This is a genomic window from Amycolatopsis sp. (genome assembly GCF_025464955.1).
Classification (GTDB): domain Bacteria; phylum Actinomycetota; class Actinomycetes; order Mycobacteriales; family Pseudonocardiaceae; genus Amycolatopsis.
The window spans coordinates 25,454-52,067 of record NZ_JAODNM010000106.1 but is presented as its reverse complement, the minus strand read 5'-3'; the positions used below and the strand labels follow the sequence as shown (position 1 = coordinate 52,067).

The following is a 26,614-nucleotide window of genomic DNA, read 5'->3' as shown; positions in this document are numbered from 1 at the left end:
GATCCGGCGACACTGGTCGAGTACGCGCGTGCGATCACTCGGGAGATGAACCGGTACACCGCGCTGCTGGGTCTGGTGGTCACCAAAACCGAAACCGACGGTATCAAGGCGACTCATCAGTACAACTCGACGGTGCAGTGGCTGATGCATACAACGGGGTTGTCCGAGCCCGCGGCGCGTCAGATCGTGGTCCGTGCCCGCGGCACCAACTCCTTGTACGCCATCGACGGGACAGAGATTCCCGCAGTCGCGCCCCTGACCGGTCTTGCGGCATTGGCCGGTGCCCTGACCCCCGCGCATGTGGACGTGATCGTGAAAATCATGACCGCGATTCCCGCGACCGTGTCCGACGAAGATCGGGTGGCGGCGGAGAAAATCCTGGTCAACCTTGCCGTTAACGCGTCCCCGGTCGAGGTGAAGAAAGCCGGAGACCGGATCCTGGACACGGTGGATCCGGATGGGCCGGAGCCGAAGGATCCGCCGGAGAGACCGGAGCGGGAGCTGTCGTTCCAGGAACACCGCGACGGCTCCGCGACCCTCAAAGGCAAGCTCGACAACCTCGCCTACGCCCAACTCCGCGCAGCCCTCGACCCCCTCGCGAAGCCGCACTCGACGAAAGAGGAAGGCCGCGACCCCCGCAGCCAATGGGAACGCCACGCCGACGCTCTCGTCGACCTGATCCGCCTCGCCATGACCGTCGACGAGATCCCGACCCATGGTGGTGACCGGGTCCATGTGGCGGTCACCGTGGACTACGAAACGTTGAAGTCCGGGATCGGGACGGCGATGCTCGACTACGGTGGCGTCATCACGGCAGCGGAAGCGCGGATGTTGGCGTGTGACTGCAAGCTCATTCCCGCTGTTCTCGGGACCGAGAGTGAACAGATGGATCTGGGGCGGTCCAAGCGCATCATCACCACCGGGCAACGGCGACGACTTGTCATGAGAGACCGCGGTTGCGCGTTTCCCGGTTGTAAGAGCCACGCCAAACACTGCGACGGGCACCATATCGTGTATTGGATCCTTGGCGGGCCAACAAATCTGGACAACTTGACCCTCCTTTGTGAACGGCATCACCGTCTTGTGCATTGTGGTGGTTGGGAAGTGCGGATGGGTGGTGACGGGAGACCGGACTTCATCCCGCCCGCTTATCTTGATCCGCTTCGAAGACCGAGGCGTAACACCGTTCACGTGTAACAGAAAACCCACCCCAGGGCTCGTGAGTGCCGCGACCGGATCATCCGGCCGCGACACTGACGAGCCCTGACTGCGTTCCCGGCACAACAGCAACTCGCCGTCGAGTTGCTAACGCCGTCAGCGGTACTGAATCGGGGGAGCCCTGATACGAATGGGAGCGGGTGCACTGAGCCTCAGCAGCCTCAGCAGCCTCAGTGCCCACATCGACATCGGTGGCACCACCGCGTGACGGATGTGGCGCTCGGATCGTACCGCGCGCCCCTCGCTGCCCCGGTCCTTGCTTCAGTAGACAGGAGCCCAGGCGCTATGGCGTCTGCACCCGCGTTGCATGCCCGACCAGGCCGCAACTCGCCGCCGACTTGCGAAAGGAACGCAGCGGTACGCCGGAGCGGCTCAACCGCCCTACCGAGGAATGGCAACGACCTGCTTGGTGTTCCTCGACGGGGCGAAAAGGTGTTGTGCGGCAACGGCGGCGCCGCCGCGGGCCCATTCTTCGAACGGGAGCGGCCGGACGACGATCTCGCATTCGGCGGCGGCACCGAATGCCTGGGCGGCGAATGTCTGGCGAATCTGCTCGGCGAACAGGTCGTAGGAGGCGACGCCTTCGCCCGAGATGATGATGCGTTCCGGGCCGATCAGGTTCGCCACGGAGGCCAGGGCGAGGCCGAGCGCGTGGCCGGCACGGGTGAAGACTTCACGCACGCCCGGGTCCCCGGCGTGGGCGAGCCGGACGGTTTCCGCCATGGTCAGCCGGGTGTTGCCGGTGGCCTGGCGGGCCTGTTCGACGATGGCGTCCGTGGACGCGACGGCTTCCACACAGCCGGTGTTGCCGCAGGTGCACGTCCGGTCGCTGTCGCCGACCGGGAGGTGGCCGACTTCCCCGGAGACCCCGTGTGCTCCCGAAACGACCCGTCCGTCCAGAGAGATCCCGCACCCTATTCCCGCGCCGACGGTGATCAGCGCGAAGGAGGACAGCCCGGCGCCCGCGCCGAACCATTGCTCGGCGACGGTGAGTGCGCGGACGTCGTTTTCGATGACCGTGGGTATCCCGGTGGCGGTCTCGACCAACTGCGCCAGCGGGACACCATGCCAGTTGAGGAACGGTGACTGGTGAACCGTGCCGGTCTGCCGGTCGACGTCACCGGAGATCGTCACGCCGAGACGGTGGATTTCGCTCGCGCGGCGGATTCCGGGTGCAGTGATCAGACGTTTGACGAGCCGGGCGATGGCCGAGACGACGCTATCGACGTCCCGTGAGTCCAGTTTGGCGCGTCGCGCGGCCATCGGCTTCGCGGTGAGGTCGGTGATCACCCCGATGAGTTCGTCCGCGGTGACCTTGACCCCGAGGAAGCTCGCCCGCTCCGGCCGGACCGCCACCAGTGTCGCCGGCCTGCCGGTGGGCCGGTCTCCCGCCGGCCTGCCGACCTCGACGATCCACCCGTCGTCCAGCAGCGGAGTCGCGGCCTTCGTGACCGCGCCGGAGGACAGACCGGTCCGGCGACCGACCTCGGCCCGGGTGAGCGGGCCGTGGGCGAGCATCGTCTGGAACACCAGGGCGGCCGCGGGGGCCTGATCGGAGAGATCCACGGGAGCAGCCTACCTTTCCAGCGGAAGGTAAAGAAGACGTCACGCTGAGCTGCCGGACGTCGAGGGTCACAGCGCGATGACGAGCCAGAATTCATCGGATCTTATATTGACGTTGGAAGCAAAGTCTGGCTACAGTTCCCGCCAGATCAGCGGAGCAGTACCGCTGGCACCCGGCTGACGACCGTGCCTGACCACGGTGAGCTCGGCCGCCGAGCGGTTCTTCGGCGGCCCGCACTTGTCAATTTCACACAGCAGGCAAGACCCCAGCGTGCCGGGCAGGGCGGCGTGCTGGATCCGTAGAGGTCAGCAACGACGCGACTGAGATGGAGCAGCATCCCATGGCACGTTCAGGTCTATCCGTGCGGCAGAGAACGGCACGGATCCGGAATTCGAGACTCGGACGGGGTGCCCTCGCAGTCTCGTTGTCGATGGCGACCCTGCTGTCCACCGCGGTCGCGGCCTCGCCCGCCGCGGTCGCCGCGCCTGCCGCGCCCTCGGCGGACGCCGGGCAGAACACGGCCCAGTACAGCAATCTCGCGAAGACCCCCTACATGGGTTGGAGCAGCTGGAGCCTGGAATCGACCAACTACCCGGGCGTCAACCCCACTGGCTCGGCGAGTTGGCTCACCGAGCAGCACGTGCTGCAGCAGACGGACGTCCTGGCGGACAAGCTGAAGTCGCACGGCTACAACTTCGTCAACATCGACGCGGGCTGGCTCGGCGGTTACGACGTCAACGGGCTGCCGTTCGCGAAGGCGTCGACCTTCCCCGACGGCATCAAGTACATCGCCGACTACGCGCACAAGAAGGGGCTGAAGCTCGGCATCTATCTCGCCGTCGGCCTCGACCCGCTGGCTTACGGCGGCGGCAAGAACGTCATCAAGGGCGCGACCGGCTGCACGACCAGGGACATCGTCTACCCGGACCTGCGGCTGACCAACGGCTGGGACACCAACTACAAGATCGACTACAGCAGCCCCTGCGCCCAGGCCTACGCGAACTCGATCGCGAACGTCTTCGCCGGCTGGAACGTCGACTTCCTCAAGATGGACGGCGTCGGCCCAGGCTCGTTTAAGGGCGGCGCCAACTACGACAACACGGCCGACATCGCCGCGTGGTCGCAGGCGCTGAAGCAGACCGGACGGTCCATCCAGTTCACGATCTCGTGGGCGCTGAGCCACAACCAGGCCGACACGTGGAAGAAGTACTCCAACGGCTGGCGGATCGACACCGACGTCGAGTGCTACTGCGACACCATCGTGACCTGGGACAACTCGGTCAAGCAGCGCTGGTACGACGTCGTGCAGTGGATCCCCGACGCCGGCCCCGGCCACTGGAACAACCTCGACTCGCTCGACGTCGGCAACGGCCAGATGGACGGCCTCACCGAAGCCGAGCGCCAGAGCTACATGACGCTGTGGGCCATCGAGGCGGCACCGCTGTACGTGGGTGACGACCTGACGAAGCTGGACGACTACGGGGTCAAGCTGCTGACCAACGACGAGGTCATCGCGGTCGACCAGGCCGGCACCCCGGCCAAGCCGGTCAGTCAGACCTCCGACCAGCAGGTTTGGTCCAACCGCAACGCCGACGGCAGCTACACCGTGGCACTGTTCAACAACGGTGCCGCGCCGGCGAACGTCACCGCCAACTGGAGCGACCTCGGCATCAGCGGTGGCGCCGGCGTGCGTGACCTGTGGAGCCGCAGCGACGTCGGCAACGCGTTCGGCAGCTACAGCGCCGACCTGCCTGCCCACGGTTCCAAGCTGCTCCGCATCACCCCGTGGAACAGCTTCACCCCGACGCTGCCGGTGAACGTGCACGGCACCGCGTCGACCCCGTCGAGCGTTTCGCTGGCATGGGACCCGTCGGGTGACCGCATCGGCAAGATCTCCGGCTACGACGTCTACGCGGGCGGCAAGAAGGTCGCGTTCACGAAGGGCACCACCGTTACGGTTTCGGGCCTCAAGCCGGGGACCGGGTACCAGTTCACCGTGGTGGCAACCGATGGCTTCGGGCTGCGCTCGCCGGCCAGCAAGGCAGTCGGCGTCACGACGCCGGCTACCGATGGCGCGGTGTCCTACGAGGCGGAAGCCGCGACGAACACCCTGGACGGCGGCGCGTCTGTCGTCAGCTGTGCCGGGTGCTCCGGCGGCAACAAGGTCGGCAACATCGGTGGCGGCGGTTCGATGACGTTCAACGGCGTCACCGTGCCGGCGGCCGGAACCTACCTGATGACGCTGTCCTATGTGGACGCCGATTCGAGCCGGATCGCCGTCGTCACCGTGAACGGCACACCGTTCAACCTGCCGGTCGCCGGGTCGAACAACAACGACTGGAGTACGGCCCAGTCCGTCACGGTGCCCGTCCAGCTCAAGGCGGGTGCGAACACGCTGAAGTTCGGCAACCCCAACGGATACGTCTACGACGTGGACAAGATCACCCTGTAATCCGCGAGAGGACCAGCGGTGTCCCGACTGTCACGACGGCAGTCGGGACACCGCCCGCTCGGGAACCCCCAGCCCCTACCAGCGGGTTCGAGAAAGTTTTCTACTCAAAGGAGAGTGTGCTGTGGCGACGACGTCTGAGACGGGCCCGCTCGTACCTGTCGGACTCCCGGTCGCCAAAGCCCAAGCCGTTCCCGCCGGCTCACCGGCTCCGTGGCGGCGGAAAAGGCGCAAGAGCCAGCAGCACCAGCGCACGTCCGCGGCCCACCGGCACGACGCCCCCTTGGCCTGGCTGCTCATTTCGCCGGCCATTCTCGGGTTCGCGGTGTTCTTCGCCTATCCGACCATCCGCGGGATCTATCTGAGCTTCACCGATTTCCACGTGCTCAGCCCGCCCAAGTGGATCGGGCTCGCCAACTTCACCGAGTTGATCCACGACGACGTCTTCTGGCATTCGCTCTGGGTGACCGTCTACTTCGTCGTGCTGTCGGTCGTCTTCGGGATCCTGATCTCGCTGGCCACCGCGGTGGTCCTGCACCGGCTCACCAAGTCCACTGTGGTCCGCGGCATGATCATCCTGCCGTTCCTCATCTCCGGCGTGGTCGCGGCGGTCGTCTGGTCCTGGATGCTCGACCCGCAGCTCGGCATCCTCAACGTGCTGATCACCAAGTTGACCGGACACCCGATCCTGTTCTTCGGCAACGGGAACTGGGCGGTGCCGTCGCTCGCGGCGATCAACATCTGGAAGTACATGGGCTACAACGCGGTCCTCATCTTCGCCGGACTGCAGACGATCCCGCCGACGGTCTACGAGGCGGGCCGGATCGACGGCGCCACCGAGATCCAGATGTTCCGCCGGCTCACGGTCCCGTTGCTGCGCCCCATTCTCACCATGGTCGTGATCCTGACCATCATCAACGCCTTCCAGATCTTCGACATCGTCCAGGTGACGACCAAGGGTGGCCCGGCGAACGCGTCCAACGTGCTCCAGATGTACATCTACGACAAGGCGTTCAGCCAGTTCGACTTCGGCTACGCCGCGACGATGTCGCTGGCCCTGTTCGTGGTGATGATCGCGATCACCTTCACGCAGCTGCGGCTCACCCGTGCCAACGAAACCGACACGAACTAAGGAGGCCTGGCTATGGCTGTCACCACAGCGCCCGTGCCTCACACGGCACGGCGTCGGCGGAGCTTCTCAGCAGGGCGAGCCGTCGCCTGGGGGTACATCACCGTCATCGTGGTCGTGACGCTCTTCCCGTTCTACTGGATCCTCCGCACGGCCCTGTCGAACAACTACGCGCTGACGACCGACCCGTCGTCGCCGCTTCCGGTGGGCTTCACCCTCGGAGCGTTCAAACGCGCGCTCGGCTTGGCGAGTACCGCCGAAGCCGCGGCGCAGGGCGGTTCCGGAGCTTCGCTGAACACCGCGCTATACCTGCGGAATTCGATGATCTACGCGACCTCGCTGACTGTTCTCATCGTGTTTTTCTCCGCCGCCGCGGCCTACGCCTTCTCCCGCTTGCAGTGGAAGGGCCGCAACGCGGTGTTCTCGATCCTGCTGACGGCGCTGATGGTGCCGCAGGTGCTCACCCTGCTGCCGAACTTCGTACTGGTGAAGGACCTCGGCCTGACCAACTCGTTCGGCGGCCTGATCCTGCCGGGTGCGTTCTTCTCGGCGTTCAACATCTTCTTCCTGCGCCAGTTCATGTTGGGGTTGAGTACGGAGATCGAGGAAGCCGCGATCATCGACGGCGCGAGTCCGATGCGGATCTTCTTCAGGATGATCCTGCCGATGTCCGCGGCGCCCATGGCGACGCTGTCGCTCCTGACCTTCATCACCACTTGGAACGACTACTTCTGGCCGTTGCTGGTCGCCAACGACGACAGCGTGCGGCCGCTGACGTTGGCACTGGGGGTGTTCAAGCAGTCCTCGCCCCAGGCCTCGCCGGACTGGGCGGGGTTGATGGCGGCGACGCTGATCTCCGCGTTCCCCATGCTGCTGCTCTTCATGATCTTCGGTAAGCGCATCGTCAACTCGATCGGGTTCAGCGGGCTCAAATGACAAACCACCAGGCAGACGCTCCAGACGACCTCCGGCTCGCGTGGCCGGACCCCGCGGCGAGCTGGGTCGAAGCGGCACCGGTCGGCAACGGCAGACTCGGCGCGATGGTCTTCGGCGGCACCGGTCGGAGTCGCTGGCAGCTCAACGACGCGACGGTGTGGTCGGGCACTCCGGACGGCCCGGCCACCGCACTCGCCGACGTCCTCGCCGCCGGGGCCGGACCGGACCGGCTCGGCGAGGTCCGCGCGGCGATCCGGAACGCCGACTACCGGCGCGCCGAATCGCTGCTGATGTCGTTCGAAGGTCCGTACAGCCAGGAATACCTGCCGTTCGCGGACCTCTGGATGTCGCTCGACGCCGAAGGAGAGGCGCACTACGGCGGCCGCACGCTGAACCTCGATAACGGTGTTGTCGCCGAGGACCTCGACTTCGGTGGCCAGGCCGTCCGACGGTCCACCTGGGTCAGCCGTCCGGCGCAGGCGGTCTGCGTGTCCGTAGCGGTGGAAGCCGGGACCGTCGACATGCGACTTGAGCTGTCGTCCCCGCTGAGGATCGCGCACCAGGTAACCGACCGGGCCGGGCTCTCGCTCGGCGTCGATGTCCCCGTCGACGGCGCGCCGAGGCACGAAGAAGGCATCGCCGAGCCGCTGCGCTACGCGGACACTCCGACCGGCTCGTATGACCCGTTCGCCGCGATGGCCCTGCGGATCGACACCGACGGGCGGCTGACCACCGAGGCCGGCGTCGCGACCGTCACCGGGATGACGCATGCGTTGCTGACCTTCTCGACGTCGACCAGCGCCGCGGATGTCTGGGCGGGTTCGGTTGAACCGGTGTCTTCGCGACAAGGGCACCTGGAGGCGGCTGAAGCTCTCGCTGCCGACGCTCTCGCTGTCGGGACGGACGAGCTGCTCCGCTCGCACGAAGCCGATCTCCGTTCGCTGCTCGGCACGACCACCGTCGAGATCGGGACGCGGCGGGCGGGCACTTTCGACGTGGCCGCCGACATCCTGTCCGGCAACGACGAGCTGCTGACCGCGACCGTGATCTTCCAGCTCGGGCGATACCTGCTCGCGTCGTCTTCGCGTCCCGGCTCCGGGCCGCCGGCGAACCTGCAGGGCATCTGGAACGCCGATCTGAGGCCCGCCTGGTCGTCGAACTATACGACCAACATCAACACCGAGATGAACTACTGGGCCGCCGAGACCACCGGCCTCAGCGAGTGCCATGCGCCGCTGTTCGACCTGCTCGACAAGCTCGCGGACAACGGCACTCAGGTGGCGCGTCAACTCTATGGCGCGCGCGGGTGGGTCGGGCACCACAACACCGACATGTGGGGCTGGGCGCTGCCGGTCGGCAGGGGACACGGCAACCCGTCGTGGGCGATCTGGATGATGGGCGGGGTCTGGCTGGTCCAGCACGTCTGGGACCACTACGAGTTCACCCTCGACACCGCGTTCCTGCGCGAGCGGGGCTGGCCACTGCTCCGGGGGTGTGCCGAGTTCTGCCTCGACTGGCTGGTGGACGGCGAAGACGGCTGGTTGGACACCATCCCGTCCACGTCGCCGGAGAACCTCTTCGTGTCGGCCGCGGGCGGGCCGGAGTCGCTCACGTACTCGGTGGCGATGGACATGTCCCTGATCCGGGCCCTGTTCACCCGGTGTCTGAAGGCCGCCGACGTGCTCGGCATCGACGACGCGGTGCGTGCCGAGATCGAGGCGGCACTCCCGCGCCTGCGCCCGCCGGCGATCACCCCGGGTGGCTGGCTCCAGGAGTGGGTCGACGATTTCACCGAGCAGGACCCGACCCACCGGCACATGTCGCAGATGGTCGCGCTCTACCCGCTGGATCAGATCGACCCGGCCGTGACGCCGGAACTCGCCGTGGCCGCAAGGAACCTCCTCGACCGGCGCGGTCCCGGCGCGATGGGCTGGTCGTGGGCGTGGAAGGTCGCGCTGCGCGCCCGGCTCGGCGACGCCGGCACCGCGCGTGAGCTGCTGTTGGAGGCGACGCGGCCGTTGCCGGGCGACCCGACCAGGTACGCGGCTGTCGACGGCTCGGAATGGGGCGGTCTGCTGCCCAACCTCCTCAGCACCCACCCGCCGTTCCAGATCGACGGCAACTACGGGTTCACGGGGGCGCTCGCCGAGATGCTCGTGCAGAGCCACGGCACAGTGCTGCGAGTGCTCCCGGCCCTTCCGGCGGAATGGCCTGACGGGTCGGCCCGCGGGCTTCGCTGCCGAGGTGGGTTGGAGGTCGACCTGGTCTGGCGCGCCGGGGAGCTCACCGACCTCACGATTCGCAGCCTCGGCGCGGACCGCACGACGTCGGTGGCCTACCGCGAGCGGACCGCGGAAGTGTCGGTCGAGGCCGGGCAGGAGGTCCGGCTCGACCCGGCCCTTCGCCGGCACGCCGAGGCGAGGGGATGAGCGACCAGCCATGTTGACCGATATGGACCTGCCCGAGCTCTGGCACTACCGCAGCGATTACGAGGAGCCCGAGGACTTCGACGAGTTCTGGCGCACGACCTGCGCGTCGGCGAGGGAGTTCGACCTCGACGCCCACGTGGTGCCCGTCGAGGCGCACCTGCAGACGATCGACGTCTACGACGTCACGTTCGCCGGCTTCGGCGGACACCCCGTCCGAGCCTGGCTGAGGATGCCGAAGGACCGCGAAGGCCCGTTGCCCGCCATCGTGCAGTTCCACGGCTACGCGAGCGGGCGCGGCGCTCCCATGGAAGACCTGCTGTGGGCGTCGGCCGGCTACGTGCACCTGCTCATGGACACCCGCGGGCAGGGCGGCGACTACGCGGGCGGAGCCACCGGAGACCCGGTCGGCAGCGGCCCGTCGTACCCGGGGTTCCTGACCCGCGGGATCGAGGACAAGGAGACCTACTTCTACCGGCGCGTGTTCACCGACGCGGTCAGGGCGATCGAGGCGGTACGCAGCTTCGACGCCGTCGACCGCGAACGGGTCGCCGTCGTCGGCAACAGCCAGGGCGGCGGGATCGCGCTGGCCGCGGCCGGGCTGGTTCCCGACGTGGCCGCGCTCTACACACAATCTCCGTTCCTGTGCGACATCCGCCGGGCGACCCGCATCACCGGCACCGCGCCCTACTCGGAGATCACCGGTTTCCTCGCCGCGCGGCGGAAGTCGGTGGACAAGGTCTTCGAGACGCTCTCGTACTTCGACGGGATCGGCTTCGCCGGCCGCGGTCGCGCACCGGCGTGGTTCTCAGCCGGGCTGATGGATTACATCTGCCCGCCGTCGACGGCCTTCGGTGCCTACCACCGCTACGCGGGGGAAAAGCGCATCAACGTCTGGGAATACAACGGCCACGACGCCGGCGGAGCCGACGACCTGGCGATCATCCTGCCCGCTTTCCGGTCCCTGCTCCGGCATGACCACCCGATCGGCATCGCGGCGCTCTCTGGCACAACGTGAGGAAACGAGGAAAAATGAGAATTCCCAAGCTGGCAGCCATCGCGCTGGCCACCCTTTCGGTGGCGATCATCTCGGGCTGTTCGTCGAACAGCGGCGCCTCCGGGAACACCGTCAACTGGTGGACCTGGGACGACAAGCAGGCCGCCGCCTACAAGTCGTGCGCGACCGCTTTCGAGAAGGAGAACCCTGGCACCACGGTCACCATCTCGCAGTACGCCGTCGATGACTACTTCACCAAGCTGACCGCGGGCTTCGTCGCCGGCAGTGCGCCGGACGCCTTCCAGAACAGCGTCCAGTACTTCCAGGCCTACGCCAACCAGCACCAGCTGCTGCCGCTCGACGACCAGATCGCCAAGACCAACTTCGACCTCAAGAAGTTCTCCGTCGGCGTCGACGCGTGGAAGTACACCGACGGCAAGCAGTACGGCTTGCCGCTGGACTGGGCCGCGACCGGGCTCTACTACAACACCGACGCGCTGACCAAGGCCGGTTATACCAAGGCCGACGTCGACAACCTCGACTGGAACCCGGACAACGGCGGCACCTTCGACAAGATGGTCGCCCACCTGACCATCGACAAGTTGGGCGTCCGCGGCGACCAGCCCGGTTTCGACAAGACCCAGGTCGCGACCTACGGGATGGGCCTGCTCGGGTCGAAGGACTTCATCGGGCAGACGACGTGGACCTCGTTCGTCTCCACGACGGGCTGGAAGCTGGGTGACAAGGTCACCTGGCCGACCACCTTCGAGTACAACGACCCGCGGTTCATCAAGACCATGGACTACGTGCGTTCGCTGTCCGACCGCGGGTTCGCTCCGAACATCACGCTGGTCGCGAACGGGAGCGGGGCGTCGACCGTCAGCAACACCGACCTGATGGGCACGGGCAAGGTCGCGATGGAGACCGACGGCTCCTGGTCCGCGTCGCAGTACGCGAAGATCCCGGGGGTGAAGGTCGGCATTGCGCCGACCGTGCTCGGACCGGACGGCAAGACCCGCGCGGTGCCGGGCAACTCCAACGGCAACAACATCTGGGCCGGGACGAAGAACCCGGACCTGGCGTTCAAGTGGGTCGCGTACATGGGCTCGGAAGCTTGCCAGACGATGGCGTCGGCCTCGGGGTCGTTCTTCCCGTCGATCCCGGCTTCGATGGACGCCGCGACCAAGGCGCAGGCGGCTCAGGGCGTCGACCTTTCGACGTTCAACAACGCGCTGAAGACCGGCGTAATCCACCCGGCGGTCGTCTACGGCAACGGCGCGGCGGTCCAGGACGCGCTCCAGCCGCTGTTCGAGGCGTACTTCGCCCACGGCCGCAACGACGACGTGTTCCCCGAAATGCAGCAGAAGAGCAAGGACGTGCTGAACAAGACCAACTAGCAGGACACTGGGTACGCCACGCGCGACCGGCTCGGGGATCCCGGGCCGGTCGCACGCGTGCGGACCCTCTGCCGACCTAGGTGCGGGGTGACCGGCTCGAGGTCAGCGGTTTGATCGGCACGGTGTCCTGGACCGACAGCCGGACCGCGCGCTGGGTCGGCAGGTCGAGCCCGGTTTCGCCGGGGACGGGATCGAGCAGCGGCAGGGCCTGGTCGAGTACCTGCTGGCAGTTTTCCAGCTGCGCGGTGAAGCGTGCACGGAGCTCGTTCGCGGCGTTCGCGCGTTGCTTCGCTTCGGCGACGACGCGCTCGCCCTGCTCAGCGGCCTTCAGCAGCAGCGCCTCGGCCTGGGCTCGCGCGGCCGCTTCGCGCTGCGCGATCGCGGCCATCGCCTCGGCGCGGCGGACGGCCATCGCGTCGTCGAAGTCGCTGTCGGCCTGACGGCGGCGCCGCTCGGCGTGCGCGACAGCCTCTTCGGCCTGCTCCCGCAACCGATCAGCGGCGGCCTGCGCCTCAGCCCTGATCTCCACGGCCTCTTCACGGGTGAGCTCGATCATGCGCCTGGACCGCGCCTGCAACGCGTCCGGCTCGATCGGCACGCGGCTGATGCAGTCGATCTTCGTGTGGAGCTCGCCGTTCTCCTCGAGAAGCTCCTCCACCCGGCGTGCCAGCATCCGCGCGTGCGCGGCCGTCGCTTCGAGGTCGGCGGTGAGCGCCCCCATCTCCTCTTCGACGGTCGCGAGATAACTTCTGACTTCTTTCCGGGCGAAGCCACGCCAGCTCAATTCGAAGTCGGTTCGCAAAGACACCGATTCCGGGTGGCTTTCGCTCGTCGTCATTGGTTACCTCCTAAGTGGACATTCAGCGGCAGCCCGGGTGACGCTGGCTGTCTCCGACCATACTCGGTTCGGCTGAATACCCTTACAGCGAAGGGGACTTCCCTCACCCGCTCGAGTCGAGTGCGAGGAAAGTCCCCTTCGCCGTGGCCCAGATGCCCGCTTAGTTCACATCGCGGATATGCGCCCGCAACGCGTGCGGCTCGGTGTCGAGGTCGCCGATCCCGAAGCTGATGATCCGCCGCGGGTGGACGCGGATGATCGGGCCGGCCATTCCGGCGGCCGAGTCTTCCGGCGTCTCGACGGCCTCGCCGACACCGCGGATTTCCAGGCACCGCACCCGCCACGGTTCGATCGACGCGAGGTCGTCGACGACGAAGGCCACCGGACCGCCCGCTTCGACGTTGCGGTATTTCCGGCTGGAGGACATGTTGTAGCCGCCGATATCGATACATCCCAGTTCGGCGTTGTAACCGAAGCCGACCGGGCTGACCTGCAGTGTTCCGTCCGGCTGCGCGGTCGCGAGCCTGCCGAGCCGCTGGGTCGCCAGGTAGTCGATCTCGATCGGGGTGAAGGGTGTCCTGGGGTCGGGCATCGGCTTCCTCTCGGCGGGTCGGTCCGGTCAGTTACCCCAGCCAGTCTCCTACCTCGACCTAACGTGAAGTCAAGGTGGACTCCGGCGGCGGAGGTAGGACATCCTGAGGTGTGCTGTTACGCCAGTTGGAATACCTCGTCGCGCTGGCCAGGGAACGCCATTTCGGCCGGGCGGCGCTGGCGTGTCACGTGTCGCAGCCGTCGTTGTCCGAGGCGATCCGGACGCTGGAGCGCGAACTGGACACACCGCTGGTGCGGCGCGGCCGCCGGTTCGACGGCCTGACGCCCGAAGGCGAGCGGGTCCTGCTGTGGGCGCACCGGATACTGGCCGAGCGCGACGGGCTGAACGACGACCTCGCCGCCATGCGGAAGAGCCTCACCGGCAGCCTGCGGATCGGGGTCATCCCGACGTCGCTGACCGTGGTTTCGCTGCTCACAGCACCTTTCTGTCAGCGGCATCCGCACGCCCGCGTGTCGATGCGGTCGCTGTCCTCGCGGGAGATCGCCCACGGGCTGGCGGAGTTCGAACTCGACATCGCGCTGACGTACCTCGATGACGAGCCGCTGGGGCCGGTGCGTCGACTGCCTGTCTACGAGGAGCACTACCTGCTGCTCGCGCCTGCCGACAGCGACCTCGCTCGCGACGGCAAGGCCACCTGGGCGCAGGCCGCCGCGGTGCCGTTGTGCCTGCTCAGCCAGGAGATGCGCAACCGGCGCATTCTTGACGAAATCTTCGCGGCGACGGGCGTGACGGTGGCCCCGGCGATCGAAACCGATTCCGTGGCCGCGCTGTACGCCCACGTCGCGACCCGCAGCTGGTACAGCGTCATCTCGCACGCGTGGCTGCACATGTTCGGCGTGCCCGCCGGGATGCGGGCGCTGCGGCTGCACGGCGCGCCGTTCGCGCCCCGGATCGGGCTGGTCATCGCCCGTCGCGAGCCGGAGCCGGTCCTTGCCAGGGCGTTGATCGAGATCGCCCGCCAGATCGACGTCCGGGCCACCCTCGACCGGGTCGTCACCGAGCGGGTCCGCTGATAGGCGGAGCCTATGCCGCGACAGGTACAAACGCTTTGACCCGCGTGTTCATCAGCGGAAACGTAGACGTCACCAGGTCAACGCGAACAAGGGAGTGGCGTCATGGCGAAGGTTCTGTGCGTGTTGTACGAAGACCCGATCACGGGGTATCCCCGGTCGTACGCCCGTGACGATCTTCCCGTCATCGAGGGTTACCCCGACGGCCAGACGCTGCCCAGCCCGAAGGCGCAGGACTTCACCTCCGGGCACCTGCTCGGCAGCGTGTCCGGGGAGCTCGGCCTTCGCGCGTTCCTGGAAGGACTCGGCCACACCCTGGTGGTGACCTCGGACAAGGAAGGGCCCGACTCGGTGTTCGAGCGGGAGCTGGTCGACGCCGACATCGTGATCTCGCAGCCGTTCTGGCCCGCCTACCTGACCAAGGAGCGCATCGCCAAGGCCGCCAACCTCAAGCTGGCGATCACCGCGGGCATCGGTTCCGACCACGTCGACCTCGCCGCCGCCATCGACCGCGGGATCACTGTCACCGAGATCACCTACAGCAACAGCAACAGCGTCGTCGAGCACGCGGTGATGATGATCCTCGCGCTGGTCCGCGACTACATCCCGGCGCACAAGATCGCCGTCGAAGGCGGCTGGAACATCGCCGACGCCGTGTCCCGCTCCTACGACCTCGAAGGCATGCACGTCGGCAGTGTCGCGGCAGGCCGCATCGGGTTCGGGATCCTGCGCCGGCTCAAGGCGTTCGACGTGCACCTGCACTACACCGACCGGCACCGCCTGCCCGCGTCGGTCGAGAAGGAGTACGGCCTGACGTATCACCCGGACGCCGCCGACATGGTCCCGCACTGCGACGTCGTCACCATCAACGCGCCGCTGCACCCGGAGACCGAGGGGCTCTTCGACAAGAAGCTGCTCGACACGATGAAGCGCGGCGCTTACCTGGTCAACACCGCGCGCGGAGCGATCTGCGACCGCGACGCCGTGGTGGAGGCGTTGGAGTCGGGGCGGCTGGCCGGTTACGCGGGCGACGTCTGGGCCCCGCAGCCCGCGCCCGCCGACCACCCGTGGCGGACGATGCCGCACAACGGCATGACCACCCACATCTCCGGGTCCTCGCTGTCCGCGCAGACCCGCTATGCCAATGGCACCCGCGAGATCTTGGAGAGTTGGTTCGATGGCACGCCCATCCGCGACGAGTACCTGATCGTCGACGGCGGCAAGCTGGCCGGCACCGGCGCCCACTCGTACTCCACAGCCGAGAGCTGAGCCGGTAGTTCACGAGCTCGCCGTCCTTTCCGTGGCGGCTGGCTCGCGGGCGTACGCTGTCGATCATGCTGGAAGCGGGGAGCCGTAAGCGCGGCCAGCCCGCGCCGCCCCGGGTGGTCTTCGAAGCCCTGACCGAGCCGGACCGGGACCGGGGGCGTCCGTGGCTGAACCTGCGGGACGGCGAGCAGCGCCCCCGTGTCGTCGAAGCCCAGGAGCCCGCCCTCGTCGTGTGGTCGTCGTTGTGGACCGAACGACCGGACGCCCTCGTGCGTTTCGAACTGCCGCCGGATCGGACGGGCCAAGGTACCGAGCTGCGGTGGACGCTGTTCCTCGACGACCCGATGCCTGATCAGGGGCTGCTGGGGCACCCGCGCAAGCGGGTCAACCAGCTGATCAACGCCGACCTGAGGTACTCCTTCGGCCAATAAACCCGTGGCGGGGAGCTGGGGTGGGCGGCAGCATCACCGGGTATGGGTGAGCTGTTCGTTTCCGGTGCGGACCTGTCGCGCCGGTTCTATCATGACGAGGTCCGGCCGCTGCTCGACGAGCGCCACTCGGCCGCGCTGCTCGGGCCGGGGTCGGAGGTGCTCGGGTTCGACACGGCGCGGTCGACGGACCACGACTGGGGACCCCGCGTCCAGCTGTTCTTCACTGCCGGACACCGACACGACTACGACGTCCTCCTGACGGAACGGCTGTCGGCCGACGTCAGGTCCGCCGTCGTCGTGACCGAGCCGGCGAAGTGGTTCACCGGGCAGTTGGGGTTCAGCCCCGACGGCCCGGTCGGCACCTTCGACTGGCTCGCGACGTCGACCCAGTCGCTCGCCGAAGTCACCGCGGGTGCGGTCTTCCACGACGGGCTCGACGTACTCGCCCCGATCCGTCACCGCCTCGACTGGTACCCCGACGACGTCTGGCGGTATGTGCTGGCTTGCCAATGGCAACGCGTCAGCCAGGAGGAGGCGTTCGCCGGGCGCACCCGCGAGGTCGGTGACGAACTCGGGTCGGCGGTCGTCGCGGCGAGGCTCGTCCGGGACCTGATGCGCCTGTGCCTGCTCATGGCGCGCCGATACCCGCCCTACGGCAAGTGGCTCGGCAGCGCGTTCGCGCGGCTGCCCGCCGCCGTCGAACTCGCGCCGGTCTTGCGAAACGTTCTGGTCGCGAGCTCGTGGAGGGATCGCGAACAACGTCTCGCCGATGCCTACGAGATCGTCGCCGGCCTGCACAACGAGCTCGGCCTCACCGAGTTCGTCGACCCGGCGACGCGGCCGTACTACGGCCGCCCGTTCCAGGTCCTGCACGCCGAGCGGTTCGCCGCGGCCCTCCTCCCCACGATCAGCGACGAAACGATCCGGAGCCTTCCGCCGACCGGCGCGGTCGACCAGTTCCTTGACAGCACGGACGTTCTGCAACACGTCACGCGTCGACGTGCGGTGGCGAAGGCACTGTTCGAGCGCTAGACGGCCTGCCAGAGCTCGATGCGGTTGCCCTCGGGGTCGGTGACCCAGCCGAAGCGGCCGACGCCTTCCATCTCCTGGGTCTCGTCGGCGACGTCGGCGCCCTTGCCGCGGAGCTGGGTGAGCATGGCGTCCAGGTCGCGGACCCGGAAGTTGAGCATGGTCTGCTGGGAACGGGAACCGAAGTAGTCGGTCCCGGCCTCGAACGGCGCGAAGACGGTGGGGCCCGGGTCCTGGTTCCACCGGCCGTGCTCATCGGCATCGAGGCCGAGGCAGTTCCGATACCAGGCGCCCAGGGCAGCCGGGTCCGAAGCGCGGATGAAGTAGCCACCGATTCCGAGCACGCGTTCCATGCCGTGATCCTTCCATCTGGACGGAAGGCCGGTCACGCGCGAGAACTGACGACGTCGTCGGAATCCGTGCTGTGGGCGAGATCGTGCTGCGCCCGGAGCGCCTCGAGCTGGTCGCGCAGCGTGGCACCGATAGCGGCATACGCCCCACTGCCGAGGACGATGCGCCGTGGTGCCGGTGAGATCGCGACCGAGTCGATGATCGCTGCGGCGATCTTGACGGGGTCGCCCGGAACGGCTTGCCGCAGGAACTCGGGGTCGGCGGCGCCGCTGAGCATGCCGCGGAGCTGACCGAGGATCCCGTTTTCGTAGGCGGGAATCGGCTCCGCGAGCGCGAGGTTGGCGTTGAAGCCGGTCCGGGTGCCGCCGGGTTCGACCAGGGTGACTTCGATGCCGAAGGGCGCGAGTTCGATCGCGGCCGACTCGTAGAAGCCCTCGATCCCGAACTTGGTCGCGTTGTACAGGCTCATCCCCGGATCTCCGACGCGACCGCCCGAGCTCGACAGCTGCACGATGCGGCCGCCGCCCTGGGCACGCAGGTGGGGGAGGACCGCCCTGGCCAGCTGGATCGAGCCGACGAGGTTGACGTCGAGCTGGCGCCGGAACAGCTCGTCGGAGACCTCTTCGGCCGCGCCGAGCACGCCGAACCCCGCGTTGGACACGACGACGTCGAGCCGGCCGAACCGTGCGGCAGCGCTGTCGACGACCCGGCGGATCGACGGCGTGTCGGTGACGTCCAGCGCGGCCGTCCACAGCCTGTCGCCGTGCTCGTCGGCCAGCGTCTTCAGCGGTTCGCTGTTCCGCGAGGTCGCGGCGACGCGTTCGCCGCGCGCCAGAAGCAGAGAGGTGAGCTGGTAGCCGAGCCCGGCTGCGGCGCCGGTGATGAACCAGGTCTTGGTCATGGCGAGTCCTTGGATGTCCGAGGCCGACCGGGATGATCGGCCACAGTCGCCAATGTAGTCACCGTCTAGATTGTAGTCAATGACTAGATAGGGCTAGGCTGTCTCCCATGGCGGAGACGGTTGCGCGCTACCACCACGGCAATCTGCGCGCCGCGCTGCTCGAATGCGCCGAGCGCAAACTCGAGACGACCGGCGTTGGCGGACTTTCGCTGCGTGAGCTGGCGCGGGAGGTGGGTGTCAGCCATGGCGCGCCACGGCAGCATTTCCCGGACAAGCAGGCGCTGCTCGACGCGTTGGCCGTGTATGGGCTAGAACGGCTGGGACGGCGTCTCGACGACGTACTGGGCGTGCGGAAAGACGACTTCGGCGCGCGCCTGGTCGCCTTCGCGCGCGCCTATGTCGAGTTCGCGACGCGCCATCCGGCGCTGTTGGAGTTGATGTTCGCCAGGAAAGACCGGGCGGACGTGCCCGAGCTCCGCGAGGCGAACGACCGGGCGTTCGCAGCGCCGTCGAAACTGATCGCCGACGCCCAAGCCGAGGGTGAGATCGACAGTGCCGATCCCGACCGGGTCGCGATGGCCGTCCTCGCCACCCTGCAAGGGCTGGCCGCGGTGATCACGAGCGGCATGATCGGCGACCGTGCCGTCGACACCGTCATCACCGGCACCATCGAGACCCTGCTGAACGGCCTGCGCCGGCGCTAGGGCGTCCCCCACTCGTGAAGGCAGTTTCGGCAGGGCAGAGACGTTGTGAAGGCCTAGTTGAGTGCGCCTTACGCCGTGAAGGTGGCCTTCACGACAGGTCACAGCGTCCCTGATACGGCGAGCGCCCTCCTCCGCCTGTGACGCCCGCGGCAGGACCCCCCCTCAGGGCCACCTCTGTGGCGTTCAACGCCACAGGAGTGACCCTGAGGGACCGACAGGGAAGCTAGCGCCGCTAGCGGCCGCCATCCGAGCTGCGCTAGGCGGGGTCGCCGGCGGCATCGCGGACGGACATGTCCAGGACGACCATCATGGCGTCGAGGGGGAGCGAGGTCGCCATCGCGCGGTCCAGGTAGGTCAGGATCCGCCATCCTTCGTCACTGAGCAGGCCGACGTCGTCGCCGACCTCCGAACCCGCCGCTTCGAGCGCGCCGAGGGCCGCCCGGCGACGGGCGTCCTTGACGGCGTTCGCGAGCACCTGGCGTTCGGCCTCTGTCGGTCCGCGTCGCTCGCCGACCAGACGCTCGACGAGGCGCCGTACGCGGGGATCGTGGGCGATGGCCGCCCGGCTGCCGGCGTAGGCCGCGACCATCCGCCCGGCTGTTCGCCCGGTCGGCGGCAGCAGGGCGGGCGCGGCGGGGATTGGGGGGACCGGCGCACCGGGCAGCAGGAGGCTGTCGAGTGCGGCACGGTTCGTGCGGTCCTTCTCGCGGGCATCGGACACCGGGTCTCGCCGCTTGCTCCGTGACTGCTCAAGGGCCTGCTCGCGGGCTTTTCTGCCGGCTTCGGTAAGGACGGGCGCGGTCTTGCGGACCGCGGACCGCTGTTCGTTGCGCCGGGCGATCGTCCACCACTGCCGCATGCTCATCCCGGGCCGCGGCGGGCGGACCACGGTGCCGAGCAGCGCGTCGGGATCGTCTTCGTACCAGGCCCGAAGCCTGCTGCGCAGGTACCGGTGCAGGTCCTCGTTCTTGTCCCGGGGCCGCTGCCGCACGTTGGCGGGGGTGCGATCCAGCGCGACGAGGATCGCGTCGACGGAGTAACCGGCCTCAAACCACTTCCGCAGCTCGGTGCGGATCTCCCGGGTCGGAGCGTCCAGCCAGTGGGCGCGCACGAGCAGCGACTTCATCGCCTGCTCGAACTCGTGGTCCTCTTCGGGCAGCACGTTTCCGGGCCAGGCCTGGTCCTGCACTCTCACCACGGCGCGCCTCCTCGACAGCGCTCACCCTACGTCGAGGGACCGACAGTTTCAGTGCCCAGTAGCGCTTGAGCAGTGGCGGTCCTAACCGGACAGTCGGCGGGTACCCGGATAGGCTCGGCTCGGTGACCGCCGAAGTGAGTGCCCCGAAATCCACCGACACCCTTGTCGTCGGCCGGTTGCTCCTGGTGCTGACCGTCGTCACCGGCGTAGTGGACGCGGTGAGCTTCCTCGGTCTCGGGCAGGTCTTTGTCGCCAACATGACCGGCAACGTCGTGTTCCTCGGCTTCGCCGTCGCGGGCAGGGTAGGTCTGTCCGTGATCGGGTCGATCACGGCGATCTTTTCGTTCCTGCTCGGCGCACTCCTGGGCGGCCGGCTGGCCGTCCGCGCGCCGGACCGCTGGTTCCGGCTGCTCAAACGGGCCGCGATGATCCAGGTCCCGCTCCTCGTGGTGGCGATCGTGCTCGCGGCGACCGTCGACGTCGCGACGCCCTCGGGTGCGGAGCCGCTGCTTGTCGTGCTCGGTGTGGCCATGGGCCTGCAGAACGCGACGGTCCAAAAGATCGGCCTGCCGGACCTGACCACGACCGTGCTGACGCGGATCGTGACCGGGTTCGCGGCCGATTCGCGGCTGGCCGGCGGCCCCGGCTCGCATCCGTGGCGCAAGCTCGCGGCGATCGGGGCGATGCTGCTGGGCGCGGTCGGCGGCGGGCTGCTCCAGCTGCACGTGGCGATGTGGCCCGCGCTGCTGCTGGCGGCGCTGCTGGCACTGGGCGTTGGTGGAACGGCTTTCCGGTTCGATGCCTTGAACCCGGCAGCGCCCGAGGGCAAGCTGTGAACCATGACGCGTGTGCCCGACCCAGGTGACCCCGTCGGCGAACTGCCGGAGTCCCAGGAATACCAGGAGTACTTGGAGCCGAAGGTGACCCCCGGCTGGAAGACCGGGCTGTTCGCGCTGACGGCGTCCGCGGTGGTGGCCGTCGTGGGCACTTTCCAGCTGTTCTTCACCTACGCCAACCCGGGATTGGGCAGCCCCGCCGCGCCGGAGAGCTACCGGGTCACCACCACGATGTGGCGAAACAGCACCGGGGTCTACGCCATCGTGCCGAAGTTCGGGATCCCGGTCGTCGCCGCGGGCGGGCTCCTGCTGGTGTCGGTCGTCCTGCTGCTCGTCGCGGCCAGGTGGCGGTTGCCCAGGGTCCTCGCGTTCGGGCGCACGTTGTCGTTCGCGACGACGTTCCTGCTCGGCGGGGCGCTGTGGTCCGCGCAGGTCTACGTCAGCGCGATCGAGACCGGCTGGAAGGTGTCCGAGCCGACCCTGCTGTTCGGCCGCGGGCCGGCGTTGTGGCTACTCGTTGTGGCGTGCGCGCTGGGACTGATCGGTTCGGCGCTCGTGCTCGGCCGCGCGCTCGGCGACCGGGTTTCGGTTCCGTCGACGGTCGTCTACCGCGTCCCCTCAGATGACACCGACGACACCGACAACACCGACGACGCTGGCCTCGACGCAGCCTGAAGCGCTACTCGGCGCGCTGCGCGGCGAAGCGGGCTTGAACCTGGGGGAGCGCGGCGATCTTCGCCGGGTAACCGGGCCCCATCCGGTGCTCGACGTCGGCGGCTTCGAGCGGCTGGCGGCATTCAGAGCAGACGACTTCAGCGTGCATGTCGTGCCCGCACGTCCGGTGGTGATGGACGATCGGCGGTCCGTCGCCGTTGTCGAGCCAGCGGTCGCCCCAGGCCGACATCGCGGCGAGCACGGGGTAGAAGTCCTTGCCCTTCTCGGTCAGCAGGTACTCGTGGCGGACCGGGTCGGACTGGTAGGGCTCCTTGGTCATCAGGCCCTGTTCGACCAGGGTGCCGAGCCGGTCGGCGAGGGTGTTCCGCGCGATGCCCAGTTCGCTCTGGAAGCGGTCGAACCGGCGGATGCCGTAGAACGCCTCGCGCAGCACCAGCGGCGTCCACCAGTCGCCGAGCAGGTTCATGGTGCGGGCGACCGAACACGGCCACTTCGCGAACGAGGTGCGTTTCATGTCGGGATCTTATCCTCGGGCCGGGGTCAGAATCCGCTCGGCGATGTGGTCGAGCTGCCGCGCCGGGGTGCCGAGCAGGCTCCGGCGGGCCCGCGCGCGGCGCAGGTAGCGGTGGGCCGACTGTTCCCAGGTGAAGCCGATGCCCCCGTGGGTCTGCAGGTTGTCCGCCGCGGCGGCGAGGGCGGCATCCGAAGCCGCTGCCAGCGCGCCGCGGGCGGCCAGTTCGGCGCCGGGCTGAGGCCCTTCACAAGCCCATGCGGCGTAGTGCACGAGCCCCCGCGCGGCTTCGAGCTGGACGTACCGATCGGCGAGCATATGTTTGAGGGCTTGGAAAGATCCGATGACGCGGCCGAACTGCTCGCGCTGGTTCGCGTAGGCGATGGCGTTGTCGAGGGCTTGACGCCCCGTGCCGAGCAGCTCGCCGGCCAACGCGGTGAGGATGGCGGGCGCCACTCGCCGAATAGCTTTTGCCGTCTGGGCCGGAGTGCTCAGGAACAGCGGCGGAACCCCGTCGAGTCTGATCGAGGCAGTGGGCTCGCTCAGGTCGAACGACGCGGTTCGCGTTCGACGGACACCGGGCGAGGTCAGGTCGAGCAGTGCTGTCGTGTCGTTGACGAAGACGAGCAGGAAGTCGGCGTCCGCGCCGAACGGGATCGCGACCAGTTCGCCGGAGACGGCACCATCGGCCAGTCGGAGGTTCACCGTGCCGGCCGGACTTCCGGTGCGTAGTTCGCCGGGGAACGTCATCCATGCCGTGGTCGACGTCGCTGTGCCATCGACGAGCCGGGAGAGCGCGGCATGCGCTTCAGGCTCCTCGTGCGCGGCCAGGACGAGCGTGCTCACGACGGCGCTCGCGGCGAACGGCACCAAAGGCAGTGCCGCGCCGATTTCCTCGGCGAGGACGACCAGTTCGAGTGTTGTCGCCCCGGCGCCGCCGAGTGCTTCCGGGACGGCCAGGCCGAGGAGGTCGAGCTTGGCCAGGGTGGCGAGAAGGTCGCCGTTGAGCCGGTCGGGGGCCGCTGTGGCGCTGTCGGCGCTGCTGGCGTTGTCGGCGTTGTGAGCGCCGTCGGCGAGGAGCTGCCGCACGGTCGCGGCCACTTGCGCGTGTTCTTCGGTGAGTGAGAACTGCATTCCGGGCTCCAGACACAGGGCGACTCGCTGGCTCCGATGTAGTGACACTGAGCATTGACTATTGAGTCTATCTACGCAACCCTGCACTTCAGGAGCTCATTCTGCGGAGGCGATCATGGACCTTTCCGACGACGTCGACATGCGGCGGTTCCGCGCCGAAGTCCGGGCTTTCGTGGCCGGCCTCGTGCCGGACGGCTGGCGAGGCGTTGGCGCGCTGCCGCCGGCAGAGCGGGAAGAGTTCGCCAAGGGCACTCGGCGCGCCTTGGCCGAGGCCGGCTGGCTGGCGCCGTCCTGGCCGGTCGCCTACGGCGGTGGCGGACTGAGTCCGGCCGCGTTGGTGGTCCTCGTCGAAGAACTGACGGGCGCCGGGGTCCCGTCCGGCTCGGACAACGACTCGTTCGGGATCAGCATGCTGGGCAACACGATGCTCCGCTGTGCCGACGAAAATCTCGTCGCCCGGTTCCTGCCGCGGATCCTGTCCGGCGAATACGTTTTCGCCCAAGGGTTCTCGGAACCGGGAGCAGGTTCCGACCTCGCCTCGCTGGCGCTGCGGGCACGCCGCGACGACGACCGATGGGTCCTCAACGGACAGAAGCTGTGGTCGTCCGGGGCGCACAAAGCGAATTGGATGTTCGTGCTGGCCAGGACGAACCCGGGCGCGGCCCCGCACAAGGGCATCAGCATGCTGCTCGTGCCGCTCGACCAGCCCGGAGTCGAGGTCCGACCGATCCGCAACATCACCGGCGACACCGACTTCAACGAGGTGTTCTTCGACGATGCCGTGACCGACGGGGAACTCGTCGTCGGCGAGGTCAACGGAGGCTGGTCGGTCGCTATGACGCTGCTCGGCTTCGAGCGCGGCGAAACGGCGTTGCACGCGCCGATCCGCTTCCGCAGTGAACTCGACCGCCTCATCGCCTTGATCCGTGAGCGCGGTCTGACCGGCGATCCGGACATTCGCCGCCGGATAGCCTGGTGCCACGTCCAGGTCGAGCAGCTGCGCTGCCAGGGCCTTCGGACCGCGACCGGGCTCATCGCCGGTCGCGCGCCCGGCCCGGAAGCGGCGGTGTTCAAGCTGCTGTGGAGCGAATACCACCGGATCGTCACCGATCTCGCCGTCGACGTGCTGGGCGTCGACGCGCTGGCCCCGACCGGGACGGCCTCACCGAACTGGTTCCATACCGACGATCCCGGCGCGCCGAACTCCTCGGCCTCCTGGACCAGCGTCTACCTCAACGCCCGCGCCGGCACGATCTACGCGGGCACCTCCCAGATCCAGCGCACCATCGTCGGCGAGCTCCTCCTCGGCCTGCCGAAGGAGCCGAAACGTCCCCAGCCCGCCGGATAGCAGCCCGAGATGACAAACCTGCGCACTCGGACTACCCTTCGGCTGTTGGTACCCCCGGGGGGTACCAAGCGGAGGTGGCGAGATGGGTGCGATCGGGCATGCGCTGGGGCTGGCCGGGTCGATGACCTGGGAGATCCTGTGGGCGCTGATCCTGGGCTTCGCCCTGTCCGCGGTGGTGCAGGCCGTGGTCCGGAAGTCCACAGTGGTACGCCTGCTCGGTGACGACCGGCCGCGCACGTTGGCGCTGGCCTCGGTGCTGGGCGCGGCGTCCTCGTCGTGTTCCTACGCCGCGGTGGCGCTCGCCCGGTCGCTGTTCCGGAAGGGGGCGAACTTCACCGCCGCCATGGCGTTCGAGATCGGCTCCACGAACCTGGTGATCGAGCTGGGCGTGATCATGGCGCTGCTGATGGGCTGGCAGTTCACCGCCGCGGAGTTCGTCGGTGGGCCGATCATGATCGTGCTGCTCGCGCTGCTGTTCCGGTTGTTCGTGCGCGGCAAGCTGATCGAGAAGGCCCGCGAGCAGGCGGACAAGGGGGTCGCCGGGTCGATGGAAGGCCACGCCGCGATGGACATGTCGGTCCAGGGCGACGGTTCGTTCCTGCGCCGGCTGTTCTCGGGCGCGGGTTTCACGTCCGTGTCGCACGTCTTCGTGATGGAATGGGCGGCTATCCTGCGTGACCTCGTGATCGGCTTGCTGATCGCCGGAGCTATCGGCGCGTGGGTGCCCGACAGCTTCTGGCATCTCTTCTTCCTCACCGACCATCCCGTGCTGTCCGCGGTGTGGGGGCCGATCATCGGGCCGCTCGTCGCGATCCTGTCGTTCGTGTGTTCCATCGGGAACGTGCCGCTGGCGGCCGTGCTGTGGAACGGGGGCATCAGCTTCGGCGGGGTCGTCGCGTTCATCTTCGCCGACCTGCTGATCCTGCCGATCCTCAACATCTACCGGAAGTACTACGGCGCGAAGATGGCGCTGGTCCTGCTGGGCACGTTCTACGCGGCGATGGTCGGTGCCGGCTACCTCGTCGAGCTCCTGTTCGGCGTCACCGGGCTCATCCCCGGCGAGCGGTCGGCGAAGGTGATGCAGGAAGGTATCTCCTGGAACTACACGACCTGGCTGAACATCGCGTTCCTGGTACTGGCGGCGGTGCTGCTGATCCGGTTCCTGCGCACCGGTGGCCGCGCCATGATGGCGATGATGGGCGGCGCGCCCGACGACACCTCACACGATCACACCGGGCACGACCGCTCAGGGCACGATCACGCAGCGCACGATCACGCAGCGCACGATCATGCGCACCACGAAACGAGTCGCAGCGCACACGAAGACCACTGACTTACCCCACGGGGGTATAAAGGCGGTAGCGCTACTTTCCCGAGGAGACAGACGATGAGCGAAGCGACGTACACAGTCGAGGGCATGACCTGCGGCCATTGCGTCAGCTCGGTGACCGAAGAGGTCGAGAGCATCACCGGCGTCCGCAAGGTCGGAGTCGACCTCGAGACCGGCAGGGTCGTCGTGTCCAGCGACGCGCCGCTGGACACCGCGAGCGTACGCGCCGCAGTGGTCGAGGCCGGCTACCGACTCGTGGGGTAGTTGCTGGAGCCCCGTACGGCGTGCCGTACCCGGCGCCGAGCTGAGCTGTCGGGTGCGCG

At 68.0% G+C, this 26,614-nt stretch carries 25 protein-coding genes; 17 read left to right on the top strand and 8 right to left on the bottom strand.

From position 1 onward, the window contains the following. A partial coding sequence (locus JWQ81_RS25100) for an HNH endonuclease signature motif containing protein (RefSeq protein ID WP_297545154.1) occupies positions 1-1,197 on the top strand: 1,197 nt, incomplete at its 5' end. Between the two features lie 402 nt (positions 1,198-1,599). Here the strand turns inward: JWQ81_RS25100 and JWQ81_RS25095 are convergent. Beyond that, the gene (locus JWQ81_RS25095; protein WP_297545152.1) at positions 1,600-2,784 is read right to left on the bottom strand and encodes an ROK family transcriptional regulator; all 1,185 of its coding nucleotides are present in this window, start codon (positions 2,782-2,784) and stop codon (positions 1,600-1,602) included. Between the two features lie 428 nt (positions 2,785-3,212). Between JWQ81_RS25095 and JWQ81_RS25090 the strand changes: the two genes are divergently transcribed. The 6 genes from JWQ81_RS25090 to JWQ81_RS25065 all read left to right on the top strand — a co-directional run bounded on the left by JWQ81_RS25090 (position 3,213) and on the right by JWQ81_RS25065 (position 12,116). Further along, complete coding sequence (locus tag JWQ81_RS25090) at positions 3,213-5,234, top strand: fibronectin type III domain-containing protein (protein WP_297545150.1); 2,022 nt, start codon at positions 3,213-3,215, stop codon at positions 5,232-5,234. Between the two features lie 121 nt (positions 5,235-5,355). Then, entirely contained in the window at positions 5,356-6,363 is a 1,008-nt protein-coding gene (locus tag JWQ81_RS25085; protein ID WP_297545148.1) for a carbohydrate ABC transporter permease, read from the top strand. 12 nt (positions 6,364-6,375) lie between these two features. Further along, positions 6,376-7,296, top strand: a complete 921-nt coding sequence (locus JWQ81_RS25080) for a carbohydrate ABC transporter permease (RefSeq protein ID WP_297545146.1) — start codon at positions 6,376-6,378, stop codon at positions 7,294-7,296. Beyond that, positions 7,293-9,725 (top strand): glycoside hydrolase N-terminal domain-containing protein, encoded by a 2,433-nt coding sequence (locus JWQ81_RS25075; protein WP_297545144.1) that lies wholly within the window; start codon positions 7,293-7,295, stop codon positions 9,723-9,725. Before JWQ81_RS25080 ends, JWQ81_RS25075 begins: the two co-directional genes overlap by 4 nt. Positions 9,726-9,735: 10 nt before the next feature. Next, entirely contained in the window at positions 9,736-10,740 is a 1,005-nt protein-coding gene (locus tag JWQ81_RS25070; RefSeq protein WP_297545142.1) for an alpha/beta fold hydrolase, read from the top strand. A 14-nt stretch (positions 10,741-10,754) separates the two neighbouring features. After that, the gene (locus JWQ81_RS25065; RefSeq protein WP_297545140.1) at positions 10,755-12,116 is read left to right on the top strand and encodes a sugar ABC transporter substrate-binding protein; all 1,362 of its coding nucleotides are present in this window, start codon (positions 10,755-10,757) and stop codon (positions 12,114-12,116) included. 76 nt (positions 12,117-12,192) lie between these two features. Here the strand turns inward: JWQ81_RS25065 and JWQ81_RS25060 are convergent, their stop codons facing one another. Together JWQ81_RS25060 and JWQ81_RS25055 are read right to left on the bottom strand one after the other, a co-directional pair. Continuing rightward, positions 12,193-12,954 carry a M protein gene (locus JWQ81_RS25060; RefSeq protein WP_297545138.1) on the bottom strand — a complete coding sequence of 254 codons (762 nt, stop codon included), beginning with the start codon at positions 12,952-12,954 and terminating at the stop codon, positions 12,193-12,195. Between the two features lie 160 nt (positions 12,955-13,114). After that, positions 13,115-13,546, bottom strand: a complete 432-nt coding sequence (locus tag JWQ81_RS25055; RefSeq protein ID WP_297545136.1) for a PPOX class F420-dependent oxidoreductase — start codon at positions 13,544-13,546, stop codon at positions 13,115-13,117. 110 nt (positions 13,547-13,656) lie between these two features. On the opposite strand from JWQ81_RS25055, the gene JWQ81_RS25050 reads away from it, so the two are divergent. From JWQ81_RS25050 to JWQ81_RS25035, 4 genes are all read left to right on the top strand, one after another. Continuing rightward, the gene (locus JWQ81_RS25050; RefSeq protein ID WP_297545134.1) at positions 13,657-14,580 is read left to right on the top strand and encodes a LysR family transcriptional regulator; all 924 of its coding nucleotides are present in this window, start codon (positions 13,657-13,659) and stop codon (positions 14,578-14,580) included. A gap of 102 nt (positions 14,581-14,682) precedes the next feature. After that, complete coding sequence (locus JWQ81_RS25045) at positions 14,683-15,846, top strand: NAD-dependent formate dehydrogenase (RefSeq protein WP_297545132.1); 1,164 nt, start codon at positions 14,683-14,685, stop codon at positions 15,844-15,846. 65 nt (positions 15,847-15,911) lie between these two features. Next, on the top strand, positions 15,912-16,274 hold the full coding sequence (locus tag JWQ81_RS25040) for a hypothetical protein (RefSeq protein WP_297545130.1): 363 nt from the start codon (positions 15,912-15,914) through the stop codon (positions 16,272-16,274). A gap of 42 nt (positions 16,275-16,316) precedes the next feature. Next, entirely contained in the window at positions 16,317-17,306 is a 990-nt protein-coding gene (locus JWQ81_RS25035) for a DUF4037 domain-containing protein (RefSeq protein WP_297545128.1), read from the top strand. Here the strand turns inward: JWQ81_RS25035 and JWQ81_RS25030 are convergent. Next, entirely contained in the window at positions 17,303-17,656 is a 354-nt protein-coding gene (locus JWQ81_RS25030; RefSeq protein ID WP_297545124.1) for a VOC family protein, read from the bottom strand. The genes JWQ81_RS25035 and JWQ81_RS25030 overlap by 4 nt on opposite strands. Positions 17,657-17,688: 32 nt before the next feature. Next, entirely contained in the window at positions 17,689-18,555 is an 867-nt protein-coding gene (locus JWQ81_RS25025; RefSeq protein WP_297545122.1) for an SDR family oxidoreductase, read from the bottom strand. Positions 18,556-18,662: 107 nt separating this feature from the next. Between JWQ81_RS25025 and JWQ81_RS25020 the strand changes: the two genes are divergently transcribed. Next, positions 18,663-19,259 carry a TetR/AcrR family transcriptional regulator gene (locus tag JWQ81_RS25020; protein ID WP_297545121.1) on the top strand — a complete coding sequence of 199 codons (597 nt, stop codon included), beginning with the start codon at positions 18,663-18,665 and terminating at the stop codon, positions 19,257-19,259. Positions 19,260-19,515: 256 nt separating this feature from the next. Here the strand turns inward: JWQ81_RS25020 and JWQ81_RS25015 are convergent, their stop codons facing one another. Next, positions 19,516-20,457 carry a hypothetical protein gene (locus JWQ81_RS25015; protein ID WP_297545119.1) on the bottom strand — a complete coding sequence of 314 codons (942 nt, stop codon included), beginning with the start codon at positions 20,455-20,457 and terminating at the stop codon, positions 19,516-19,518. 122 nt (positions 20,458-20,579) lie between these two features. Here JWQ81_RS25015 and JWQ81_RS25010 point away from each other — a divergent pair, with 122 nt between their 5' ends. Both JWQ81_RS25010 and JWQ81_RS25005 read left to right on the top strand, forming a co-directional pair. Beyond that, on the top strand, positions 20,580-21,293 hold the full coding sequence (locus tag JWQ81_RS25010; protein WP_297545117.1) for a YoaK family protein: 714 nt from the start codon (positions 20,580-20,582) through the stop codon (positions 21,291-21,293). Between the two features lie 3 nt (positions 21,294-21,296). Further along, on the top strand, positions 21,297-21,968 hold the full coding sequence (locus JWQ81_RS25005; RefSeq protein ID WP_297545115.1) for a hypothetical protein: 672 nt from the start codon (positions 21,297-21,299) through the stop codon (positions 21,966-21,968). 4 nt (positions 21,969-21,972) lie between these two features. Here JWQ81_RS25005 and JWQ81_RS25000 read toward each other — a convergent pair whose 3' ends face one another. Both JWQ81_RS25000 and JWQ81_RS24995 read right to left on the bottom strand, forming a co-directional pair. After that, entirely contained in the window at positions 21,973-22,482 is a 510-nt protein-coding gene (locus tag JWQ81_RS25000) for a helix-turn-helix domain-containing protein (protein WP_297545113.1), read from the bottom strand. Positions 22,483-22,491: 9 nt separating this feature from the next. Beyond that, positions 22,492-23,613 (bottom strand): acyl-CoA dehydrogenase family protein, encoded by a 1,122-nt coding sequence (locus JWQ81_RS24995; RefSeq protein ID WP_297545111.1) that lies wholly within the window; start codon positions 23,611-23,613, stop codon positions 22,492-22,494. 115 nt (positions 23,614-23,728) lie between these two features. On the opposite strand from JWQ81_RS24995, the gene JWQ81_RS24990 reads away from it, so the two are divergent. The 3 genes from JWQ81_RS24990 to JWQ81_RS24980 all read left to right on the top strand — a co-directional run bounded on the left by JWQ81_RS24990 (position 23,729) and on the right by JWQ81_RS24980 (position 26,555). Continuing rightward, positions 23,729-24,961: an acyl-CoA dehydrogenase family protein gene (locus JWQ81_RS24990; RefSeq protein WP_297545108.1), complete on the top strand. Its 1,233-nt coding sequence runs from the start codon at positions 23,729-23,731 to the stop codon at positions 24,959-24,961. An 82-nt stretch (positions 24,962-25,043) separates the two neighbouring features. Next, the gene (locus tag JWQ81_RS24985; RefSeq protein WP_297545106.1) at positions 25,044-26,294 is read left to right on the top strand and encodes a permease; all 1,251 of its coding nucleotides are present in this window, start codon (positions 25,044-25,046) and stop codon (positions 26,292-26,294) included. A 54-nt stretch (positions 26,295-26,348) separates the two neighbouring features. Then, the gene (locus tag JWQ81_RS24980; protein WP_297545104.1) at positions 26,349-26,555 is read left to right on the top strand and encodes a heavy-metal-associated domain-containing protein; all 207 of its coding nucleotides are present in this window, start codon (positions 26,349-26,351) and stop codon (positions 26,553-26,555) included. Positions 26,556-26,614: the final 59 nt, after the last annotated feature.